This is a genomic window from Nesterenkonia sp. K-15-9-6, from assembly GCF_052656005.1.
In genome coordinates this window covers 1-20,071 of the sequence record NZ_JBQYEY010000040.1, presented here as the reverse complement: position 1 = coordinate 20,071, position 20,071 = coordinate 1, and the positions used below count along the sequence as shown (strand labels likewise).

At 67.3% G+C, this 20,071-nt stretch carries 18 protein-coding genes and 2 tRNA genes; 15 read left to right on the top strand and 5 right to left on the bottom strand.

What is annotated here, in order from left to right; genetic code table 11:
- Window positions 1–40 precede the first annotated feature (40 nt).
- Window positions 41–113: transfer RNA gene (locus SD455_RS16090), tRNA-Lys, on the bottom strand.
- Between the two features lie 190 nt (window positions 114–303).
- Window positions 304–783, bottom strand: a complete 480-nt coding sequence (locus tag SD455_RS16085; protein WP_445508696.1) for a hypothetical protein — start codon at window positions 781–783, stop codon at window positions 304–306.
- A 120-nt stretch (window positions 784–903) separates the two neighbouring features.
- On the opposite strand from SD455_RS16085, the gene SD455_RS16080 reads away from it, so the two are divergent.
- The gene (locus SD455_RS16080; protein WP_085437084.1) at window positions 904–1,659 is read left to right on the top strand and encodes a Crp/Fnr family transcriptional regulator; all 756 of its coding nucleotides are present in this window, start codon (window positions 904–906) and stop codon (window positions 1,657–1,659) included.
- 17 nt (window positions 1,660–1,676) lie between these two features.
- Here the strand turns inward: SD455_RS16080 and SD455_RS16075 are convergent, their stop codons facing one another.
- The gene (locus tag SD455_RS16075) at window positions 1,677–1,913 is read right to left on the bottom strand and encodes an NINE protein (protein ID WP_070160476.1); all 237 of its coding nucleotides are present in this window, start codon (window positions 1,911–1,913) and stop codon (window positions 1,677–1,679) included.
- Between the two features lie 183 nt (window positions 1,914–2,096).
- Between SD455_RS16075 and ligD the strand changes: the two genes are divergently transcribed.
- Window positions 2,097–3,011 (top strand): non-homologous end-joining DNA ligase, encoded by a 915-nt coding sequence (ligD, locus tag SD455_RS16070; RefSeq protein ID WP_445508695.1) that lies wholly within the window; start codon window positions 2,097–2,099, stop codon window positions 3,009–3,011.
- 299 nt (window positions 3,012–3,310) lie between these two features.
- Window positions 3,311–4,141, top strand: coding sequence for a hypothetical protein (locus SD455_RS16065; RefSeq protein ID WP_445508694.1), 831 nt, complete (start codon window positions 3,311–3,313; stop codon window positions 4,139–4,141).
- A 29-nt stretch (window positions 4,142–4,170) separates the two neighbouring features.
- Here the strand turns inward: SD455_RS16065 and SD455_RS16060 are convergent, their stop codons facing one another.
- On the bottom strand, window positions 4,171–4,452 hold the full coding sequence (locus tag SD455_RS16060; protein ID WP_085437085.1) for a DUF1540 domain-containing protein: 282 nt from the start codon (window positions 4,450–4,452) through the stop codon (window positions 4,171–4,173).
- Between the two features lie 578 nt (window positions 4,453–5,030).
- Between SD455_RS16060 and SD455_RS16055 the strand changes: the two genes are divergently transcribed.
- On the top strand, window positions 5,031–6,653 hold the full coding sequence (locus SD455_RS16055; protein ID WP_445508693.1) for an AbgT family transporter: 1,623 nt from the start codon (window positions 5,031–5,033) through the stop codon (window positions 6,651–6,653).
- 160 nt (window positions 6,654–6,813) lie between these two features.
- Here the strand turns inward: SD455_RS16055 and SD455_RS16050 are convergent, their stop codons facing one another.
- The gene (locus SD455_RS16050) at window positions 6,814–7,467 is read right to left on the bottom strand and encodes a TetR/AcrR family transcriptional regulator (RefSeq protein ID WP_070160470.1); all 654 of its coding nucleotides are present in this window, start codon (window positions 7,465–7,467) and stop codon (window positions 6,814–6,816) included.
- A gap of 234 nt (window positions 7,468–7,701) precedes the next feature.
- Here SD455_RS16050 and SD455_RS16045 point away from each other — a divergent pair, with 234 nt between their 5' ends.
- From SD455_RS16045 to SD455_RS15995, 11 genes are all read left to right on the top strand, one after another.
- Window positions 7,702–9,117, top strand: a complete 1,416-nt coding sequence (locus tag SD455_RS16045; protein ID WP_445508692.1) for a purine-cytosine permease family protein — start codon at window positions 7,702–7,704, stop codon at window positions 9,115–9,117.
- Window positions 9,114–10,337 (top strand): serine hydrolase domain-containing protein, encoded by a 1,224-nt coding sequence (locus tag SD455_RS16040; RefSeq protein ID WP_085437087.1) that lies wholly within the window; start codon window positions 9,114–9,116, stop codon window positions 10,335–10,337. The genes SD455_RS16045 and SD455_RS16040 overlap by 4 nt, the downstream gene beginning before the upstream one ends.
- 97 nt (window positions 10,338–10,434) lie before the next feature.
- A tRNA-Pro gene (locus tag SD455_RS16035) sits at window positions 10,435–10,508 on the top strand.
- A 122-nt stretch (window positions 10,509–10,630) separates the two neighbouring features.
- Entirely contained in the window at window positions 10,631–12,040 is a 1,410-nt protein-coding gene (gene tig, locus SD455_RS16030) for a trigger factor (RefSeq protein ID WP_070160466.1), read from the top strand.
- A 333-nt stretch (window positions 12,041–12,373) separates the two neighbouring features.
- On the top strand, window positions 12,374–12,961 hold the full coding sequence (locus SD455_RS16025) for a ClpP family protease (RefSeq protein WP_070160513.1): 588 nt from the start codon (window positions 12,374–12,376) through the stop codon (window positions 12,959–12,961).
- A gap of 62 nt (window positions 12,962–13,023) precedes the next feature.
- Window positions 13,024–13,680, top strand: a complete 657-nt coding sequence (locus SD455_RS16020) for an ATP-dependent Clp protease proteolytic subunit (protein WP_070160464.1) — start codon at window positions 13,024–13,026, stop codon at window positions 13,678–13,680.
- Between the two features lie 189 nt (window positions 13,681–13,869).
- Window positions 13,870–15,162, top strand: a complete 1,293-nt coding sequence (clpX, locus tag SD455_RS16015; protein WP_070160462.1) for an ATP-dependent Clp protease ATP-binding subunit ClpX — start codon at window positions 13,870–13,872, stop codon at window positions 15,160–15,162.
- Window positions 15,163–15,453: 291 nt separating this feature from the next.
- Window positions 15,454–16,824, top strand: a complete 1,371-nt coding sequence (locus tag SD455_RS16010) for an extracellular solute-binding protein (protein ID WP_085437088.1) — start codon at window positions 15,454–15,456, stop codon at window positions 16,822–16,824.
- Window positions 16,821–17,804 (top strand): carbohydrate ABC transporter permease, encoded by a 984-nt coding sequence (locus SD455_RS16005; RefSeq protein ID WP_396954345.1) that lies wholly within the window; start codon window positions 16,821–16,823, stop codon window positions 17,802–17,804. The genes SD455_RS16010 and SD455_RS16005 overlap by 4 nt, the downstream gene beginning before the upstream one ends.
- Window positions 17,804–18,655, top strand: a complete 852-nt coding sequence (locus tag SD455_RS16000; protein ID WP_070160512.1) for a carbohydrate ABC transporter permease — start codon at window positions 17,804–17,806, stop codon at window positions 18,653–18,655. Before SD455_RS16005 ends, SD455_RS16000 begins: the two co-directional genes overlap by 1 nt.
- 115 nt (window positions 18,656–18,770) lie before the next feature.
- Window positions 18,771–20,021, top strand: a complete 1,251-nt coding sequence (locus SD455_RS15995; protein ID WP_070160460.1) for an ABC transporter ATP-binding protein — start codon at window positions 18,771–18,773, stop codon at window positions 20,019–20,021.
- The last annotated feature ends 50 nt before the right edge of the window (window positions 20,022–20,071 follow it).

Sequence of the window (20,071 nt, the reverse complement as noted above, 5' to 3'; positions counted from 1 at the left end):
GGCTCGTCAGAGCGGAGGCGACGACCTGCACTCGTCAGAGTGGGCCCCCCGGGACTCGAACCCGGAACCTGCAGATTAAGAGTCTGATGCTCTGCCAGTTGAGCTAGAGGCCCTCGGCTGCAGGTCGTCGCTTCCGCGATCCGTTGCTCAGTCATCTGCGCAACGACATGAAACTCTAGCACCGGCTTCGTGGCCCTGCCAACTCGAGGGGTCCCCTCCGCCTGTGATCCTCATCGCGCCAGCTCAGCACCGTGCCGACGGAACCGTGAGACACCCGTCGGCACGGTGCTGAGGACCCGACGGTCAGGCGTGCTGGGCCCGCATGTCCCCGAGGTCCAGGCTCCCGGAGTGACGGCGCAGCAGCCAGACGGCGGCCGCCGTCACGAGCCCGAAGACCAGGTGCCCGACGAGGCTCTGCAGGGTCATGGCGTTGATCATGAACACCGGCATGCCGAGCATGGCGGGCATGATCAGCAGGGCACCGACGACCCACAGCACGACGCCGTAGCCGGCACCGAGCAGCAGCAGCGGTGCAGGCCGAGCGCTGGTGATCACGACGCCGAACACGACGCCGAACAGCAGCGAGATGCCCATGTGCACCAGGCCTCCGACGGCGGCGCTCTCGACACCGACCAGAGCGCCGACCATGGGCAACATCCCCATCGCCGCCATCATCATGCCGAAGACGACGCCGCCCGCCAGTCCTCCCAGGCCGCCATGGACAGCACGGCGTGTCAGCGTTCCCGCCGCTCTGGCGGCGTGGGCTCCCTGAGTGGAAGTCATGTCCCTCTCCTCTCCACATGCCGCAGGTGCGGCACCGGGGCGTTTCCCCGGTGGTTCCATTCCACGACGCCGAACGCGAGGTACTGACCCGAATGTCAGCCTGATGACATAATCGATGCCATGGCGCCCTCACGATTCCTCACCCTTCCCTGGCAGCAGGTGACGGCCGAGACGGCGGGCCCCGACGCCGAGATGGCCGCTCTGCGGCAGGCCGCCTGGGTGGCGCGCTGCGTGGGCCGCGGTGCATCGGCGCCCCTGAGCGCCACCGATGTCTCCGCCATCGCGACCTACCTGACCACTCGCCAGTTCGAGCCGGGGCAGAAGCTCTTCGCCGACGGGATGGCCCCCGGAGCCGAGCCCGAGTCGGCGGGAGTGTGGATCATCCGCAGCGGGCGGGTCGAGCTCATCGCGGGGGCGGGGGAGCGTCGCTCCGTGGTCCACGTGCTCCATCCGGGGGACGTCGACGGCGACGTGCAGCTGCTCCTGGACATGCCGTTCCCGTACACGGGCCGAGCACTGGAGGAGGTCACCGCGCTGCACTTGGAGGCCGACGGCTTCGAGCGCCTCCTGGGGCACCATCCGGCGATCGCCCGCCGATGGCTCTCCTCGATCGCCGAGCGCCTGGCGATGAGCCAGAACCGCATCATCGGCCTGCTGGGTCGGTCATTGACCGCCCAGATCTCCCAGGTGCTGCTGGATGAGGCAGTGCAGGGGGAGGTGCTGCTGCCTCAGCGCACCGTGGCCGCGATGATCGGCGTCCAGCGGCCCTCGCTGAACAAGGTGCTCAAGGACCTGGAGCGGCGCGGCGTGATCGGTGTCGGCTACGGGGTCATCACGCTGCGCGATGCCGAGGCGCTCGCTGAGCTGGCCCGGTGATGTTGTGAGGCAGCGCCTCAGCGCAGGCCGAACAGGCGCTGCCTGTTGACCCGCCGGGTCTCGCCCCGGATGGTGAACAGCGAGATGATGGTGCCGATGTAGAAGAATCCCAGGGTCAGCAGGAAGAGGATCCCTTTGAGGATCTTCCCCAGGTAGAAGTACTGCAGCCCTGCCACGAAGAAGAAGCCCAGGATGGTGAGCACCAGGGCGATCCCGGGATCCTTCTGCGGGCCGTCGAACGCACGAGAAGCCATAGCGCCATCCTACGCCTGGCTCAGGCCCACCTCTCCTCCTGGCCCTGGCTGACCCTGTCGTACCTGTGTAGGACCGTTCCCTGGAGCCTCCTACGGCCTTGCGAGGCGCCGCAGCGGTTCCGCCGGGAACGGAGGTGCCTGACACTGGTGATCGGAACGGCCGTCGGAGACAGGAGGTTCCCGATGTCGACAGGCTCGTCAGCACAGCGCAGGCGCGTCACGGTGGCAGGGAGACGACTCAGCCTGTCCAATCTGGACAAGGAGATGTATCCGGCCACGGGTATGACCAAGGCCGACGTGCAGGAGTACCTGCGGGCTGTCGCTCCGGTGATGGTGCCGCACCTTCGTGGCCGCCCGGTCACCCGCAAGAGGTGGCCCGACGGTGTCGGCACGGCGGAGAGCCCGATGAAGCCCTTCTTCCGCAAAGCCCTCGAAGACTCCGCCCCGGACTGGGTGCCGCGGATCGATCAGCAGCACCAGGATCACACCACCACCTACCCTCTGGTGGACGATGAGGCGGTGCTGGCATGGTTCGGTCAGGTGGCGGCCCTCGAGCTGCACGTCCCCCAGTGGCGTGTCGACGACGCCGGCGACCCGCAGCCACCGGACCGCATGGTCCTCGACCTCGACCCCGGAGACGGCTCGGACCTGCGTGACTGTGCCCAGGTGGCCCGCTGGTGCGCCGAGCTGCTGGACGGCATGGCGCTGACCGGCATCCCGGTGACCTCCGGCTCGGCGGGGATCCACCTGTATGCGGCGCTTGACGGCTCACGCACTTCTCCCGAGGTGTCCGCTGTGGCCCAGGAGCTCACGCAGGCGCTTGAGAAGGAGCATCCTGACCAGGTGGTCAGTCGGATGGACCGGTCCGCCCGACGGGGCAAGGTGTTCATCGACTGGAGCCAGAACAGCCGAAGCAAGACCACCGTGGCCCCCTACTCCCTGCGAGGACGTCCGCGTCCGACCGTCGCGGCGCCTCGTACCTGGGAGGAGCTGGAGGATCCTGATCTGCGGCAGCTCGAATGCGATGAGGTCCTGCGGCGCGTGGCAGACGGGCTGGACCCGCTGCAGGACCTGAGCGACAGCGACGCCGTGGCCTAGAGCTCTCCCGGCCAGACGTCCGCCTCCCTGAGTCGGGCCGTGTGGAGGGGTCTGCGGGGTGACAAGTCGCCCGATGACGTCCGCTGGGAGTGATCGAGCTTTCTCGGTGACGGTCACCAGCCGGAAGGCTGACCTGCACTGATCGTGAGCCGGCGTGGCGCACGGGGGCCCTACGAGGGATCGAGGGCGTGAATTACCTCATGATTGTGTGCCCTAAAGGTCTGTGGCTGTGCTTCAATGGATGAGGATCTGTTGCGGAGCGGGCGTCCGGCTCCTCCGACCCATCCGAGGGAGACGCTATGGCCGGTGAGAGGGCAGGCACTGCGCGCGATGTGGCGCGCCTGGTCGACGGGGTGGCGCTGCGCCGTCGTTGCGCGACGTCGACGGCCCAGCGGCTGCTGGCGGGCGCCGGTCGGCTGAGTCTCGTGGCATATCGAGAGGAGCCACAGCGGGAGCTTGCGGTCCTCGCCCACGGGATGACCGACGTCGGCGCCTGGCTCGTCGTCCTGGGATCAGAGGGCACGCCGACCGCTGCCGAAGGAGATGAGGCCGACGTCCGGCTGCAGATCGACCAGTTCGGTGCGCAGGCGGATGTCCGGGTGCAGGTCGCGAGTCTCCATGCGCTGGGTCGCGTGCACATGCTCAGTCCCGATGCCGCCCACCATGCGCTCACCGAGCACGCCGTGTCAGACGAGCTGGTCGCAGCCGCCGCGGCGCCATTCGCGCGGGTGGCCATGGTGCAGAGCGACAGCGTTCTGGTCCACGCCCGCGAGGACGTGGAGAAGCTTCCGTGGGACCAGGTGGCGCAGCCAGGGGCATGGCCGCTGGGCATCGAAGAATGGAGCGCGCTGGACACCGCCGCTGCACTCGCCCCCGAGGTCGTGGCGCGGCTGATGGAAGAACTCGCGCACGGTGTGCGGCGCGGCATCCTCGGGCGGACCCTGCCGGCTCCGCGGGAGCTCGACGGGTCAGTGGAGCAGATGCTGCTCGACGTCGACGCCGAGGGGTGCACGTGGCTGGTGCGCGAGGGCGATCAGGTGCGGGCCGTCTTGATCGCGTTCGACCAGCCGGTCACGGATGCGGCCGGATTCGAGGCCGCGCTGCGGGCCTGGTGCGTGCAGGTGGCCTGAGGCCCCGAGCCCTCGGGCGCCCCGTCAGCTCACTCCTGTGAGTAGGTGAGACAGTTCGCGGTGTCACCACCGACAGTGACGGCCTCGGCGGAGCACATCAGGTCGGTGTTGTGGACGCACTCCAAGCGCTGGCACGCCCCCACGTGTCCCTCAGCGGTCGGCAGACCGCCGCGGACATCCAGGGCGATGAAGGTCCCACAGCTGGGGGAGCCGGCGGAACCGGTGATGGTGACGGCATCAGCGCGGCAGGCGCCGTCGTTGAAGGCGCACGACGTGGCGGCGCAGGACGTGACGGTGGCGAGACTGGTCATGACAGGACTCCTCAGTGCTCTGCCCGCTCGGCGGTTCCTGAGCGGATGCCGCCAGAGTATGCCTCGATGACAGGGCCCACAAGACCAGCGCGCCTCACCGGATTCCACGAGATCTCGGGGTCGGAACCGGCACCGACCGAGGCAGGCGCGCCTGGCAGGATGACAGCACACCAGTGTGATCGAACCAGGTCTGACCTGGAGCGACGCAATCGTCAGGCATGGTCGTCGGGCGGGACCATCGACCGCTCAGGAGAAGCCGGCCGTGCGGATGCGCCCGTGCGCGCCGTCGAGACCCACAGGAGGTGACGGAGTTCCCTGCCGGGAGGAGCGGCGGCCCGCCGCATGGAGCGGACTCGAGCCGGTCCGGCGCGCCGAGACGCTCGGACGTTCCGGGGAGGCTCGGAGGCACATCACTGCTGGTCACTGTCCTCGGAAGACGCCTGTGACAGTGCTCACGGGTGCGTCAGAGTTGACGCACATCACAAGTCGACGCAATATGGTGTGCCTCAGCACCCGCCGGCCGACCCGCCGTCGGGTGTCTTGTCTTGTGCACAACAATCCGAGGGGACACCCACCCGATGAGCACCACCACTCAGGAGCCGGAACCCGGCTCAAGCGCGTCAGGACCCGAGGGCGAGGACGCCGCGCGCGGACCCATCACCGGTTCGGGGAAGCGACACGGCCTCTTCCAGCGCTTTCTCGACCTCGTCGAGTTCCTCGGCAACAAGCTGCCGCACCCGGCCACGCTGTTCGCTCTGCTCGCGGCCTTCGTCGTCGTGCTGTCCTGGGCTCTCTCGCAGGCCGGGATCAGCGTCACCGACCCTCTGGAGGGCGAGGAGGTCGAGGTCTTCAACCTGCTCTCCGCAGAGGGCATCGAATGGATGTTCACCTCAGCGGTGGACAACTTCATCAACTTCGCACCGCTGGGTGTGGTCCTGGCGACCATGATCGGCATCGGCATGGCCGAGCAGAGCGGGCTGATCGGCACGGCGCTGAAGACGTTCATCCTGTCCATCCCGCGGTTCCTGGTGACCTTCGGCATCGTCTTCGCAGGCATCATGTCCTCGGTCGCCTCCGACGCCGGTTACGTGGTGCTGCCCCCTCTGGCGGCCATCCTGTTCATCGCCGTGGGGCGCCACCCTCTGGCCGGCATCGCCGCCGCCTTCGCAGGCGTCTCGGCGGGGTTCAGCGCGAATCTGCTGCTCTCGGCCACCGACGTCATGCTCGGTGAGCTCACGATCGAGGCCGCGGCGACCGTGGACCCGGCCTATGCCGAGCAGATGAACCTCGCCATGAACTACTGGTTCATCATCGCCTCCACCGCGCTGCTGGCCGTCGTCGGCACCCTGGTCAGCCAGTTCGTGGTCGAGCCGCGCCTCGGCTCCTGGCACGGCGAAGGCGTCCTGGCGGATCAGGACCGCTCGGCCCTGAAGATCACCGCCGTGGAGAAGAAGGGCATGATCGCCGCCGGGATCTCGCTGGTGATCACCGTGGGTCTGCTCCTGCTGCTCATCGTCCCGCAGAACGGTGTGCTGCGCGGCGAGGACGGCGCGGTCGTCCAATCGCCGTTCATGAGCTCCCTGGTGGTGGTCATCATCATCGCGTTCTTCGTGCCTGGGCTCGTCTACGGAATCGTCACCAAGGTGGTCCGCAATGACACGGACGTGATCAACCACGTCTCCAAGACGCTGGCCGGGATGGCCATGTTCCTGGTCCTGGCCTTCACCGCAGGCCAGTTCATCGCCTACTTCAACCAGTCGAACATCGGCCTGCTGGTCTCGGTCGGCGGAGCCGACCTCCTGGAGTCCATCAATCTCACCGGGCTGCCGCTGATCCTGCTGTTCATGGGCTTCGTGGCCGTGGTGAACCTGCTGGTCGGGTCGGCCTCGGCGAAATGGGCCATGCTCGCCCCGGTCATGGTGCCGATCCTGATGCATCTGGGCATCTCTCCGGAGTTCACCCAGGCGGCCTACCGGGTCTCGGACTCGGCCACGAACATCCTCAGCCCGCTGATGACCTACTTCGCGATCGTCATCGCAGTGGCGCAGAAGTATGACAAACGCATCGGCATCGGCTCCCTGATCTCCGTGATGCTGCCGTACTCGCTGGCCTTCATGGCGGCCTGGACGCTGATGACCACGGGTTGGATGTGGCTGGACCTGCCGCTGGGGCCGAATGCGCCGATCCACTACGAGCCCTGAGTGACGACGCTCCACGGACCGAAGATCGATCTGGTCCGCTCGTGATGCTGGTGGCGACACGGCGAGGGCGAGCGGCGTCTCTGCTGTGAGATCGCAGGTGCCGGGCGGCTCGTGAAGTGTGCTTCTTCCGTTCCGGCACTTGTGGTGTCGCGTCCACGTCTCAGGGCCTGATCAGTTCGGCGGTGGCACAGTCGACGGCCTGACGAAGGGAGTCATCGGTGATCCCGAGGGCCCATTGGGCGACGTCGGTGATGAATCGGTGGTAGGTCACATGGTCGAAGGGTGTCGGTGAGTTCACGTACGCCCCGGCGCCGTCGACGGCGACGAATATGCGGACGCAGGCGGCGAATGGATCCTGCGCAGGGAAAGCCCCCTCGGCGATGCCGTCCCGGATCAGCCCCATCAGACGCTCTCTGTCCTGCTCCTCCTGGGCCACGAGTGCCTCTCCGAGGCGCGGGTGATGCCGAGAGAGATGGCGGGCGTTGAGCCACAGTCGGGCCAGATCGTCGGCGTGGCCACCTTCCAGCCGGGCGATCATTCGGGCCAGCCGTGTCAGCGGTGCACCTTCTGCGGGGATCAGTCGAGTGCGTTCGTCCGAGAGTGCGCGTTCGCACGCGACCACCAGAAGATCCTCGACGGTGGGGAAGTAATGGCTGATCAGGCCTGGCCTGACGTCGATGCCGGCGGCGACGGCCCGCAGAGTGATCTTCTCGAGGCCCGCTGTGACCGCCAGTCGGGCAGCTTCCGCGATGATCTCGTCCCGACGTTCGCCGGGGGCCTTGCGGGAGTTCGTGGATGTGACCCTTGACACCATGCCTTCCATCTTATTGGATGAGTGACCAACAGAGTGTTGGTCATAAGACCAATAACCGGCGTGACCGGTGCGGATCGTGCACTGGAGCAGGGAGATGTCATGGCACACGACCATCGAGCCCAGGAGATGCCCGGGCATGCTGAAGTCCGGATCTCTCTGCGGGAGGCAGGTGGTGCGGCCGAGGCGAGTCTTGGGGGGAGGCGCGATGGAGGGCATGCCCCGGCGAGACCATCGGTGCAGCTTGAGACACGAGGCATCAGGCTGGTGCCGCAGCACGAGCGCAGAGGACGTCCTCGGGACCTTCTCTTCGTGTGGGCCGCTCCCATGGTCAGCGTGCTCAATTTCACCATCGGTGCGTCACTGATCTTCATGGGGCTCGAGCTGTGGCAGGCGATGATCCTCATCGTGGTGGGCAACCTGCCCTGGATCCTCACCGGAGTCGCCGCTGCCGCCGGTCCTGCGGCCGGTACCGCGAGTTCCGCGATCACCCGTGCTGTCTATGGCATCCGTGGAAACTCCGGCGTGATGGTCGTCTACGGGGGTCTCATCTCTGCGGTGTTCCTCGCGCTGAACTGGCTGGCGTCGACCTACATGGGAGCCGAGATCGTCACCATGGCCGGACTGGCCGACTCAGGAACGGCTCGTGTGGCCGTCACCATCGTCGTCTCCGTGACCACCGTGCTGGTGGCCGTATACGGGCATGGACTCATCACCCGGGCCTATGGCTGGATCACCGGGATCCTGCTGGTGATATTCGTTCTGGTCACGGCGGTGAGCCTGACAGCGGTCGACTGGGGCTTCCGCCAGCCGGAGCCGCTGCAGGGGATCCACCTCTGGGTGGTGCTGAGCATCGGCTTCGCCGTGCTGGCCTCGACCCCGCTGTCCTTCTCGAACAGCCCGGACATGGCGCGATACCTCCCCCAGGAGACTCCGCGATGGCGGATCGCCATCGCCACCGCCGCCGGCGGCGCCCTGCCGTGCATCGTCTTCACGGCCGTCGGAGCGCTGCTGGCCACCGCCATGAGCCCTGTGGCCCTCGAGATCGGGGTGGAGCACGCCCTGCTGGGGCTGCTGCCGGCCTGGTTGGGCGTGCTCTTCGTGCTCGGCGTGGTGCTGAACACGGTGGCGCTGAACGCCATGACCACCTACACCGCATCCATGGTGCTGCAGGCGATCGGACTCCCGATGAGGAGGACCACCGCGGCTGTGGCGGTGGGCCTGGTCGCCACCGGACTGACCCTCGTGCTGGTGTTCTCCACCGGACTGCTCGAAGCGGTGAACCTGCTGCTGCAGCTTCTGATCGTGATTTCGGCCCCGACGATGACACTGTTGTGTATGGACGCACTGATGCGTCGATACCGCTATGACGGGCCGGGGCTGCTGGACGCGACGGCGAACAGCCCCTACTGGGGTGTGGCCGGGTGCAGCCCCGCCGGACTGACCGCACTCCTGGCAGGGATGGCCTCTGGCACGCTGGCCCTCACCACCGAGCTCGGCACCGGCCCGCTCTCAGCGGCGCTGGGAGGCTTGGACCTCTCTGTGCCGGTCTCAGCGATCGTCGCGGGCGCCGTGTATGCCACCATGACGCGGGGAGGTCGGCGTATGCACAGGTGGTCGGTCGCCCATGAGCGGCGAGGAGGAGCGCGATGACCCAGGGTGGACGTCCTCCCCAGGCAGACCTGTCCGCGCCGGTGAACCGGCTCAGGCCGGCAGTGCCGCTTCGCCCCACCATCGACACCTGGCAGGAACCCCCGCACGTCCGTTGGGCGTTCACCCACCTCTCCGAGGTCCTGCCGTCAGCGCGCATCCATCGCCGGTCGACGGGTTCCCGCGCTGCGGCAGGTGATGAAGCGGGGGAGATGCCCAGGCTGCTGATGCGGGTTCCAGATCTCTCGCATCGGCTCGAAGAGACTCACACGGATGCTCTGCTCGTCGTCCGTCAGGGACAGGTCGCCGCGCAGTGGTACGCCCCCGGCTGCGGGCCGGATGACCAGCATCTGATCATGAGCGTGTCAAAGTCGCTGTGCGGGCTCGTGGCGGGATCGCTGACGATGGACGGTCTGTGGAGTCTTGAGGACCGCGTGATCAGCTTCGTACCGGAGCTGGCTGAGGGTGCCTATGCCCGAGCTACAATCGCTGACCTGCTGGATATGACAGTCAGCGTGGACTACGACGAGGACTATCTGAACCCTCGATCCGAGCTGCAACGTCATGACCGCAGCGCTGGCTGGAGAGGGCCCCGGCCGGGAGACCCTGGTGACACGTGGAGCTTTCTGCGCACGCTCACCGGCGCGGGTCCCCAGGGGCGTTTCCAGTACTGCTCGGCGACCACTGATGTGCTGGCCTGGGCGATCGAGCGGGCCACCGGGGCCCGCTACGTAGACCAGCTGGCTGATCGTGTGTGGTCCAGACTTCGCCCGGATCATGATGCCATGGTGACGGTGGATCGATCGGGATTCGCCCATGCCGACGGCGGAGTCTCTTGCACGGCGCGCGACCTCGCCCGGGTAGGAGAGATGGTGCTGGCCGGCGGACGAGCGCCCGGAGGGCGCGTGGTCGCGGCGCAGTGGGCCGAGAGCATCCTGGCTGGCGGAGATCCCCGCCAGATGGTCGACCAGGGCTGGACCTCGGTCTACCCCGGCGGCTCCTATACGCGGCAGTGGTGGTGCACGGGAAACCGGCGCGGCAACGTCACCGGCCTCGGCATCCATGGTCAGCACCTCTGGTTGGATCCGCAGTCGTCCACGGTCATCGTCAAACTGTCCAGCTGGCCTCAGCCGGACGCCGAGCAGGACCAACGGACGCAGGCGCTGTTGATGGAAGACCTGACGCGGGCTCTTGCCGCAGAGTGCGGCGCGGATTCGCCGTGACCGACGGCGGCGCGCTATTGTGTATCGGTCCGTGCCGTCTGTCGGGCGCCGTCTCCTCCGCGCTGCGGGGGGCCGCGCAGTCCGGGTGGCGGGCGATCGGGGTGTAGCTCAGCTTGGCAGAGCGCGCGCTTTGGGAGCGTGAGGCCGCAGGTTCAAATCCTGTCACCCCGACGGCGGCCGAGGCGCAGCGGGAGCATCGAAGCTCGCGGCGCCGCTCGGCCGCGGTCGACGCTGCGGGTTCTGCCAGAGCTCGCATCAGACATGATCAGTCGTCATCTATCAGGAGCCCCCACGTGGTCAAGAGCACCGTTGAAAATCTGAACCCGACTCGAGTCAAGCTCACCGTCGAGGTGACCTCTGAGGAGCTTGAGCCCAAGATCAAGGCCGCATACAAGAGCATCGCGGAGCAGGTTCAGATCCCCGGCTTCCGCAAGGGCAAGGTTCCCGCGCCGATCATCGACCAGCGCGTCGGCCGCGAGTACGTCGTCCAGACCGCCATCAACGACGGCCTCAACGAGTTCTACCAGCAGGGCCTGGCCGAGGCCGAGATCGCTCCGCTGTCCCGCCCCGAGGTGGAGATCGAGGAGATCCCGGACCCCAAGACCAACGAGGGCGTTCTGAAGTTCACCGGTGAGCTGGACGTCAAGCCGGAGGTGGAGCTGCCCGAGTACTCAGGCCTCGAGGTCGAGGTCGAGGCCCGCGCCGCTGACGAGGACGCCGTGCAGGAGCAGCTCGACGAGCTGCGCTCGCGCTTCGGCACCCTCAAGGACGTCGAGCGGCCCGCGGCGACCGACGACTTCGTGACCCTCGACCTGGCCGCCAGCATCGACGGCGAAGAGGTCGACAACGCGACCGGCCTGTCCTACCAGGTCGGTGCCGGCACCATGCTGGAGGGTCTCGACGAGGCCCTCGAAGGACTCTCCGCCGGCGAGGACGCGACCTTCGAGACCACCCTGGCCGGAGGTGAGCACTCCGGCGAGGAGGCCTCCGTGAAGGTGACCCTGCAGGCCGTCAAGGAGCGCGAGCTGCCTGAGGCCGACGATGAGTTCGCCCAGATGGCCTCGGAGTTCGACACCATCGAGGAGCTCCGCGCAGACCTGCGGACCAAGGCCGAGGAGAACCTCGTCGTGGAGCAGGGCGTCGAGGCCCGCGACAAGGTCCTGGAGAAGCTCATGGAGCTCGTCGAGGTCCCCGTCCCCGCCTCCGTGGTGGAGGGACAGGTGGAGCAGCACTTCAGCCAGGGCGGCCACGCCGAGGGCGACGACCACGACACCGAGGAGCACCGCGAGGAGATCGAGAAGCAGACCCGCGAGGCATTCCGCAACGAGATCGTGCTGGACCTGATCGCCGACAAGGAGGAGATCGGCGTCGACCAGGGCGAGCTCATCGAGTACATCGTCTCCACGGCCTCCCAGTACGGCATGGAGCCCAACCAGTTCGCGCAGATGCTGGACCAGGCCGGCCAGGTGCCGATGATCATGGGCGAGGTCCGCCGCCGCAAGGCGCTGGCCAAGGTCCTCGAGCTCGCCGTCGTGAAGGACTCCGAGGGCAACGACGTCGACCTGTCCGACTTCGTGACCCCGCAGGGTGACGACGAGGAGGAGGGCGCCGCCGAGGAGGTCGCCGAGGTCGCTGAGACCGAGACGGCCGCCGACGAGCAGCACGCCGACTCGGCGGACGAGGAGTCCGACGAGCAGAAGTGAGCAGCCGCCGGACCGGAGTGAGTCCGTGTCCGTGACGCGCTGAACCGGTGCTGACCCAGCACTGAGCCCGACGACGGCGGGCCGCTGAGCCGAGAGGCCCGGCGGCCCGCCGTCGTCGTGAGCAGGGGGTGCGTCGGAGTACGGAGCTCCGCACCCTGCGCCAACAGCGAACGACGCCGCGGCACGCCTCGGCCCGGGGCGGTCACCAGGTAATGTCGGGGACAGCACGGACGGTCCTGCGCGGCGCGCGACGATCTCGCGGCGCCGCTCGACCGTCCTGACGTGAGAGAACACTGGAGTGGAGGAACGTCCATGTCTGAGAGCCTGCCCAGCATGTCGACCGTGGACCCGGCGTCCCGCGACGACTACATCTACAACCGTCTGCTCAAGGAGCGGATCATCTGGCTGGGGTCGGAGGTCCGTGACGAGAACGCCAACGCCATCTGCTCCCAGATGCTGCTGCTCTCGGCCGAGGACCCCGAGCGGGACATCTACCTCTACATCAACTCGCCGGGCGGCTCGGTGACCGCCGGGATGGCCATCTACGACACGATGCAGTTCATCCCCAACGACGTCGTCACCGTCGCCACCGGCCTGGCCGCCTCGATGGGGCAGTTCCTGCTCTCCTCGGGCACTCCCGGCAAGCGGTTCGCCACTCCGCACGCGCGCATCCTGATGCACCAGCCCTCCGGCGGCATCGGTGGCACCGAGTCCGACGTGCGGATCCAGGCGGAGCTGATCAAGCACATGAAGCAGGTCATGGCCGAGCTCACCGCTGAGCAGACCGGCCAGTCGGTGGAGACCATCCTCAACGACAACGCCCGTGACAAGTGGTTCACCGCGGAGGAGGGGCTGGAGTACGGCTTCTTCGACAAGATCGCCCAGCGCTCCTCGACCGTCTCCGGCGGCGGCGGAGTCTGAGACCTCCCGGACGACACAGGCCACGACGAGACCGGCCACCAGGACACTTCAGGAGAATTTCGATGAACCACGACGTCACCCAGATCCCGCAGGCGATGCCGCACATGCCCGCCCCGGAGTCCCGTTACATCCTTCCGCAGTTCGAGGAGCGCACCCCCTACGGCTTCAAGCGTCAGGACCCCTACGCGAAGCTGTTCGAGGACCGGATCGTCTTCCTCGGCAGCCAGGTGGACGACGCTTCGGCCGATGACATCATGGCCCAGCTGCTGGTGCTGGAGTCCATGGACTCCGAGCGGGACATCACCCTCTACATCAACTCGCCCGGCGGCTCCTTCACTGCGATGACCGCCATCTACGACACGATGCAGTTCATCCGTCCGCACGTGCAGACCGTCTGCCTGGGGCAGGCGGCCTCCGCGGCGGCGGTGCTGCTGGCAGCAGGCACCCCGGGCAAGCGCCTGGCGCTGCCCAACGCCCGCGTGCTGATCCACCAGCCCTCCATGGGCGGCCAGCGGGGTACGGCCACCGACCTGGCCATCCAGGCCGACGAGGTCCGTCGCATCCGCACCTGGATGGAAGAGGTGCTGGCCCAGCACACCGATAAGTCCGCTGAGCAGGTCAGCGAGGACATCGACCGGGACAAGTTCCTCTCCGCGGACGCGGCGAAGGACTACGGCCTGGTGGACGAGGTCCTCACCTCCCGCAAGCTGCCCGTCTGAGCGCTGCGTGTGTGTGCCGGGTCCTCCGCCTCTCGGCGGAGGACCCGGCACACACGGCGAGTCATGGTCGCCAAGGATGTCACCGCGGTGACGTAGTCTTGATCCGTACCGCCTTGGGAGGGCGGTCACCGTTCCGACGGCACAGGCCCCGGGACGACCGGACCCGATGATCTGAGGGGATTGCGAGGCATGGCACGAATCGGAGAGAGCGCCGATCTGCTCAAGTGCTCCTTCTGCGGGAAGAGTCAGAAGCAGGTGCGGTACAAGCTCATCGCAGGCCCCGGAGTGTACATCTGCGACGAGTGCATCGAGCTCTGCAACGAGATCATCGAGGAGTACCTCAACGAGGTTCAGGAGCCTGATGACTTCGAGCTCCCCACTCCCCGGGAGATCCACGACTTCCTCGACGAGTATGTCATCGGTCAGGACAAGGCCAAGCGGCTCCTGGCGGTGGCGGTGCACAACCATTACAAGCGCATTCAGGCGCTCGGTACGGCGAAGAAGACCGCCTCGCTCGAGAAGGGGCCCCTCGACGACGTCGAGATCGGGAAGTCCAACATCCTGCTGGTCGGGCCCACCGGCTCGGGCAAGACCTACCTCGCACAGTCGCTGGCCCGGAAGCTGCAGGTGCCGTTCGTCGTCGCCGACGCCACCTCGCTGACCGAGGCCGGCTACGTGGGCGAGGACGTGGAGAACATCCTGCTCAAGCTGATCCAGGCCGCCGACGGGGACATCAAGAAGGCCGAGCAGGGCATCATCTACATCGACGAGATCGACAAGATCTCGCGGAAGTCTGAGAACCCCTCGATCACCCGCGACGTCTCCGGAGAAGGTGTCCAGCAGGCGCTGCTGAAGATCCTCGAGGGCACAGTGGCCTCCGTCCCCCCGCAGGGCGGGAGGAAGCACCCGCAGCAGGAGTTCATGCAGATCGACACCTCCAACGTGCTGTTCATCGTGGCCGGCGCCTTCGCCGGGCTGGAGGAGATCATCGGCTCGCGCGCGGGTCGGAAGGGCATCGGTTTCGGCGCGCCGCTGAACACGATCAGCCGGGACGACATCACCTACGCCGACGTCGAACCCGAGGATCTGCACAAGTTCGGCCTCATCCCTGAGTTCATCGGACGCCTACCTGTGGTCGCCACGGTCGAGGACCTCGACCAGGAGGCCCTGATCCGCATCCTCACCGAGCCGCGCAATGCGCTGCTGAAGCAGTATCAGAAGATCTTCGCCCTCGACGGCATCGACCTGGAGTTCGAACAGGGCGCGCTGACCGCCGTCGTGGAGCAGGCCGAAGCCCGGGGGACCGGGGCCCGCGGACTGCGGTCGATCCTGGAGGCGGTGCTGAATCCTGTGATGTTCGACCTGCCGAGTCGTGACGATGTCGCGCAGGTGACCGTCACCGAGGAGGTCGTCCGAGAGGGTGCCGAGCCTGTGCTGCTCACTCATGCCGAGGTCAAGAAGCTGCGCAGGAAGTCTGCCTGACCGAAGCCGTCGCAGGCGGGCCACAGCGCCCCCACCTCAGGAATCCCCCACCTCAGGAATCCCCCGCCGGACCGTTCCGGCGGGGGATTCCTGCATCCGCGGCCCGTCCCCCTCGAGCCGCCCAGGACCGTCTGCCGCGTGAGCCGTGCTTGAGGCAGGTATGTCACCCCTCTGATCAGGGATTCTCGGGGTATATAGTGAGGGCACTCACAGAACGATCGCCGGGGGGCGCACCTGTTCCTGACCCTTTCCTCGGCGATGCCACCCCGACCTGAGAGAGGTGGACGGTCCATGCCCGATTCATCGATTCCCGGAGGCCCTGCGAGGGTCGCGGGCGGTCCGCGGAGGAGGAGATCCGCGACGTCGGCCCGCCGCTCGCGATCACGCCCGGCCCGCGCGGCGGCCGCGATCCTCGCCGGAGGGCTTCTCCTCTCCGCCTGCGGTGACGGAGACGCCACCCCTGTCCTGACCTGGTACATCAACCCCGATGACGGCGGCCAGCAGGTGATCGCGGAAAGATGCACCGACCAGTCCGACGGCGCCTACCGGATCCAGACCTCGCTGCTGCCCAATGATGCCCCGTCCCAGCGTGAGCAGCTCGCCCGACGCCTCGCGGCAGGGGACACCTCGCTGGACATCATGAGCCTCGACCCGCCGTTCATCCCCGAGCTCGCAGAGCCCGGATTCCTTGCCCCGGTGCCCGAGGACGTCGCAGAACGCACCACTGCCGACACGTTGGACGGCGCGCTGGCCGGCGCGATGTGGGGCGACGAACTGGTCACCATCCCGTTCTGGGCGAACACCCAGCTCCTCTGGTACCGCGAATCCGTGGTGGAGGAGGCCGGGCTCGACATGGACGAGCCGGTCACCTGGGAACAGATCATGGACGTCGCCGAGGAGCAGGACAAGCACCTCGCCGTCCAGGGCATCCGTGCCGAGTCGATGACGGTATGGCTCAACGCCCTGATCGAGTCCCAGGGCGAGTCGATCATCACCGACCCGACCGCACCGGCCGACGAGCTGGAGACCGCATTGGACTCCGACGCGGGTCGAGCGGCGGCCGAGGTGCTGCATCGCATCGGTGCAGAAGGGCTCGGCGGCCCCGGCATCGCGTCGATGGACGAGGGCCAGTCGATGCTGCTCTTCCAGCGGGACGCCGGCTCCTTCATGGTCAACTGGCCGTTCGTCTGGGCGGCCACCAACGCGGCCGCCGAGGACGGGACGGTCGACGCGGAGCTGCCCGACGACATCGGGTGGGCGCAGTATCCGCGTATGGATGCCGACACCCCGTCGGCACCTCCGCTGGGCGGGATCAACCTCGGGGTGGGGTCCCAGTCCGAGCACCCCGAGCTGGCCTATGAGGCGATCGAATGCATCGTCGCCCCCGAGAACCAGACCGAGTACTTCGTCACCAACGGGAACCCGCCCTCTTCGGAGGCGGCCTTCGACGACCCTCAGGTCGAAGAGGACTTCCCGATGGCCGACGACATCCGCGAGGCCCTGGACAATGCCGCTCCGCGACCTCAGACGCCCTATTACAACGAGATCTCGACCACGATCCAGCTGAACTACACCCCGCTGAGCGGTGTCGACCCCGAGCGGACCCCCGCCGAGGCCGACACCACCGTGGGTGAGGTGCTGAGAGGGGAGCGTCTCCTGTGACCACCACCGCTGACGACAGCCGCCGAGCCCGGCGGGAGGCTGCGGTGCAGCACCGCGCCGCGAAGTCCGATCGGGCCAAGGCGGAGGCGCGCCTCGGCTGGCTGCTGGCCGGACCCGCCTTCGTCATCATGCTCGCCGTGACCGCCTACCCGATCGGTCAGGCGGTCTTCGACTCGCTCTTCTCCTTCCGGCTCACCGCCCCGGACGAGCGACACTTCGTGTTCCTGTCCAACTACGCCACGATCTTCACCGACGGCGTCTTCTGGCGCGCCCTGCTGGTCACGGTGCTCATCACGGTGGTCACCGTGGCCGTCGAACTGGTGCTCGGCTTCGCGTTGGCCCTGGTGATGCACCGGGCCCTGAAGCGCCTGCGGGGCATGCTCCGGACCGCGATCCTGGTGCCCTACGGCATCATCACCGTGGTCTCGGCCTTCGCCTGGTACTACATGTTCGACATCAACTCCGGGTTCGTGAACAGCTGGTTCGGCTTCGTGCCGGGCATCGGGGGAGACCTCGACTGGTTTGCGAACTTCGGCACCGCGATCACCGTGATCATGGCCTCGGAGATCTGGAAGACCACCCCGTTCATCGCGCTGCTGCTGCTGGCCGGACTGGCTCAGGTCCCGGATGAGCTCCTGGAGGCCGCGCGGGTGGACGGGGCCACCTGGTGGCAGCAGATGTCCCGGGTGACGATTCCCAACATGAAGGCCGCCATCATGGTGGCGGTGCTCTTCCGTGCACTGGACGCGTTCCGGATCTTCGACAACGTGTTCATCATGACCGGAGGCGATGCGGGCACCGAGGTGCTCTCGCTGTTGGCCTACCGGACGTCGATCGGACGGTTGGAGATCGGGCTCGGCTCGGCCATCTCGGTGGTGCTGTTCCTGTGCGTGCTGCTGATCTGCTTCGTCGCGATCAAGTTCTTCAAAGTCGATCTCGCCAGCGGCACGGACGCCGGCGGCAAGGGAGGGAAGAAGTGATGGCTGCTTCCGGAACGCTCACCGGCCGCCAGCGCCTGGCCTGGACCGTGCTGACTGTCGTGGTCCTGGGCTACGCACTGTTCCCCGTCGCCGCGATCCTGGCGACGAGCTTCAAGACGCCCGGAGACCTCGGCAACAACACGTTCCTCCCGACGGTGTGGACGTGGCAGAACTACGAGATGATCTTCTTCGGCAACGCGCAGGAGCTGTTCCTGACGGCGCTGCGGAACTCCATCGGCATCACGCTGATCGCCACGTTCGTCGCCGTGGTGCTCGCTACGTTGTGCGCCTATGCGATCGCCCGGCTGGACTTTCCCGGCAAGAAGGTCATCCTGGCCTCGGCCCTGGCGGTCTCGATCTTCCCGGTGATCTCTGTGGTCACACCGCTGTTCAACGTGTGGCGCGTCATCGGGCTCTACGACACGTGGCTCGGCCTGATCATCCCCTACCTGTCGCTGACCCTGCCGATCTCCATCTGGACGCTGGCCGCGTTCTTCCGGCAGATCCCGTGGGAGCTGGAGCAGGCGGCGCAGGTGGACGGCGCCACCCAGTGGCAGGCTTTCCGTCGGGCGATCGTCCCGCTGGCGATGCCCGGGGTGTTCACCACCGCGATCATCGCCTTCTTCATCGCGTGGAACGACTTCGTCTACGGGATCTCGCTGACCTCCACCGAGGCGGCACGCCCCGTCCCGGCGGCGCTGGCGTTCTTCACCGGAGCCTCCCAGTTCGAGGAGCCCACCGGTGCGATCTCCGCGGCGGCGATCGTGGTGACCATCCCCGTGGTGGTCCTCGTGCTGCTGTTCCAGCGTCAGATCGTCTCCGGCCTGACGCAGGGGGCGGTGAAGGGATGACCGTACCCGCACCGACCGGCGTCGCCGGCTCACTCAGCATCCCGCAGGGCGGGAGTCCCAGACCTGAAGACCCGGACGCTGCGCGCAGCGTCGAGACCGTGGAGGAGACGTCAGCATGGCATCCATCACCCTGAAGAACATCGTGAAGAAGTACGACGACGGCTTCCCCGCCGTCAACGACGTCTCGATCGACATCGAGGACGGCGAGTTCGTCATTCTGGTCGGTCCGTCCGGCTGCGGAAAGTCCACGTTGCTGCGGATGATCGTGGGCCTGGAGGACATCACCTCCGGCGATCTGCTGATCGACGGGGAGAGGGTCAACGAGAAGGCTCCCCGGGACCGCAACCTGGCGATGGTCTTCCAGAACTATGCTCTGTACCCGCATCTGACCGTCTATGAGAACATCGCCTTCCCGATGCGGCTGACGAAGGGGAAGTTCTCCGACCAGGAGGTGGACGACCGAGTCCGGCAGGCGGCACACATGCTGGAGCTCACGGATCATCTCGAACGGAAGCCGGCGAACCTCTCCGGCGGTCAGCGGCAGCGGGTGGCGATGGGTCGCGCGATCGTCCGGCACGCCAATGCGTTCCTCTTCGACGAGCCGTTGTCCAACCTGGACGCCAAGCTGCGCGGCCAAATGCGTGCAGAGATCTCGCAGCTGCAGCGCAGCCTCAACACCACCAGCGTCTACGTCACGCACGACCAGACGGAGGCCATGACCCTCGGCGACCGGGTGGCCGTGCTGAAGAAGGGGGTCCTGCAGCAGATCGCCTCCCCGCGGGAGCTCTATGAGCAGCCGGCCAACCTCTTCGTGGCCGGCTTCATCGGGGCCCCGTCCATGAACTTCCTCCCCGGCACGGTGGAGGGAGACGTCCTGCAGACACCGTTGGGGGAGATCCAGCTGCCCGAGGGGACGGCCGACGCGGGGCGGGGCAAGGAGATCGTGCTGGCCGGCATCCGGCCGGACTTCTTCGAGGATGCCGCCACGCTCACGGAGACGCAGCTCGCCAAGGGCACGACGTTCGAGGCGACGCTCACCCACACCGAGTGGCTCGGCAACGAGCAGTACGTGTACGTCTCCTATGAGAACGACCCCCGGGTGGCCGAGGTCCTCCAGACGCTGGCTGAGGAGATGGACGCCGACGAGCTGCGCACCCAGCTGGTGGTCTCTGTGGATGCCACGTCCCGGCTGCGCGGTGGAGACGCCGCCACGCTGTGGGTGGACTCCCGGAGGATCCATCTGTTCGATCCGGCGACCGGGGAGAACCTCACCCGGGACGCCGAGGCCGGCGCTGAGCTGACCCGGATGGCAAGGGAGGACCGCCAGCGCGACGCCGAGCGGGCCGCCGCCCAGCGGGAGTCCTGAGGGCACCGCACTCGTGAGGCGGGCGCCTCACCCCTGACCAGGGGTGAGGC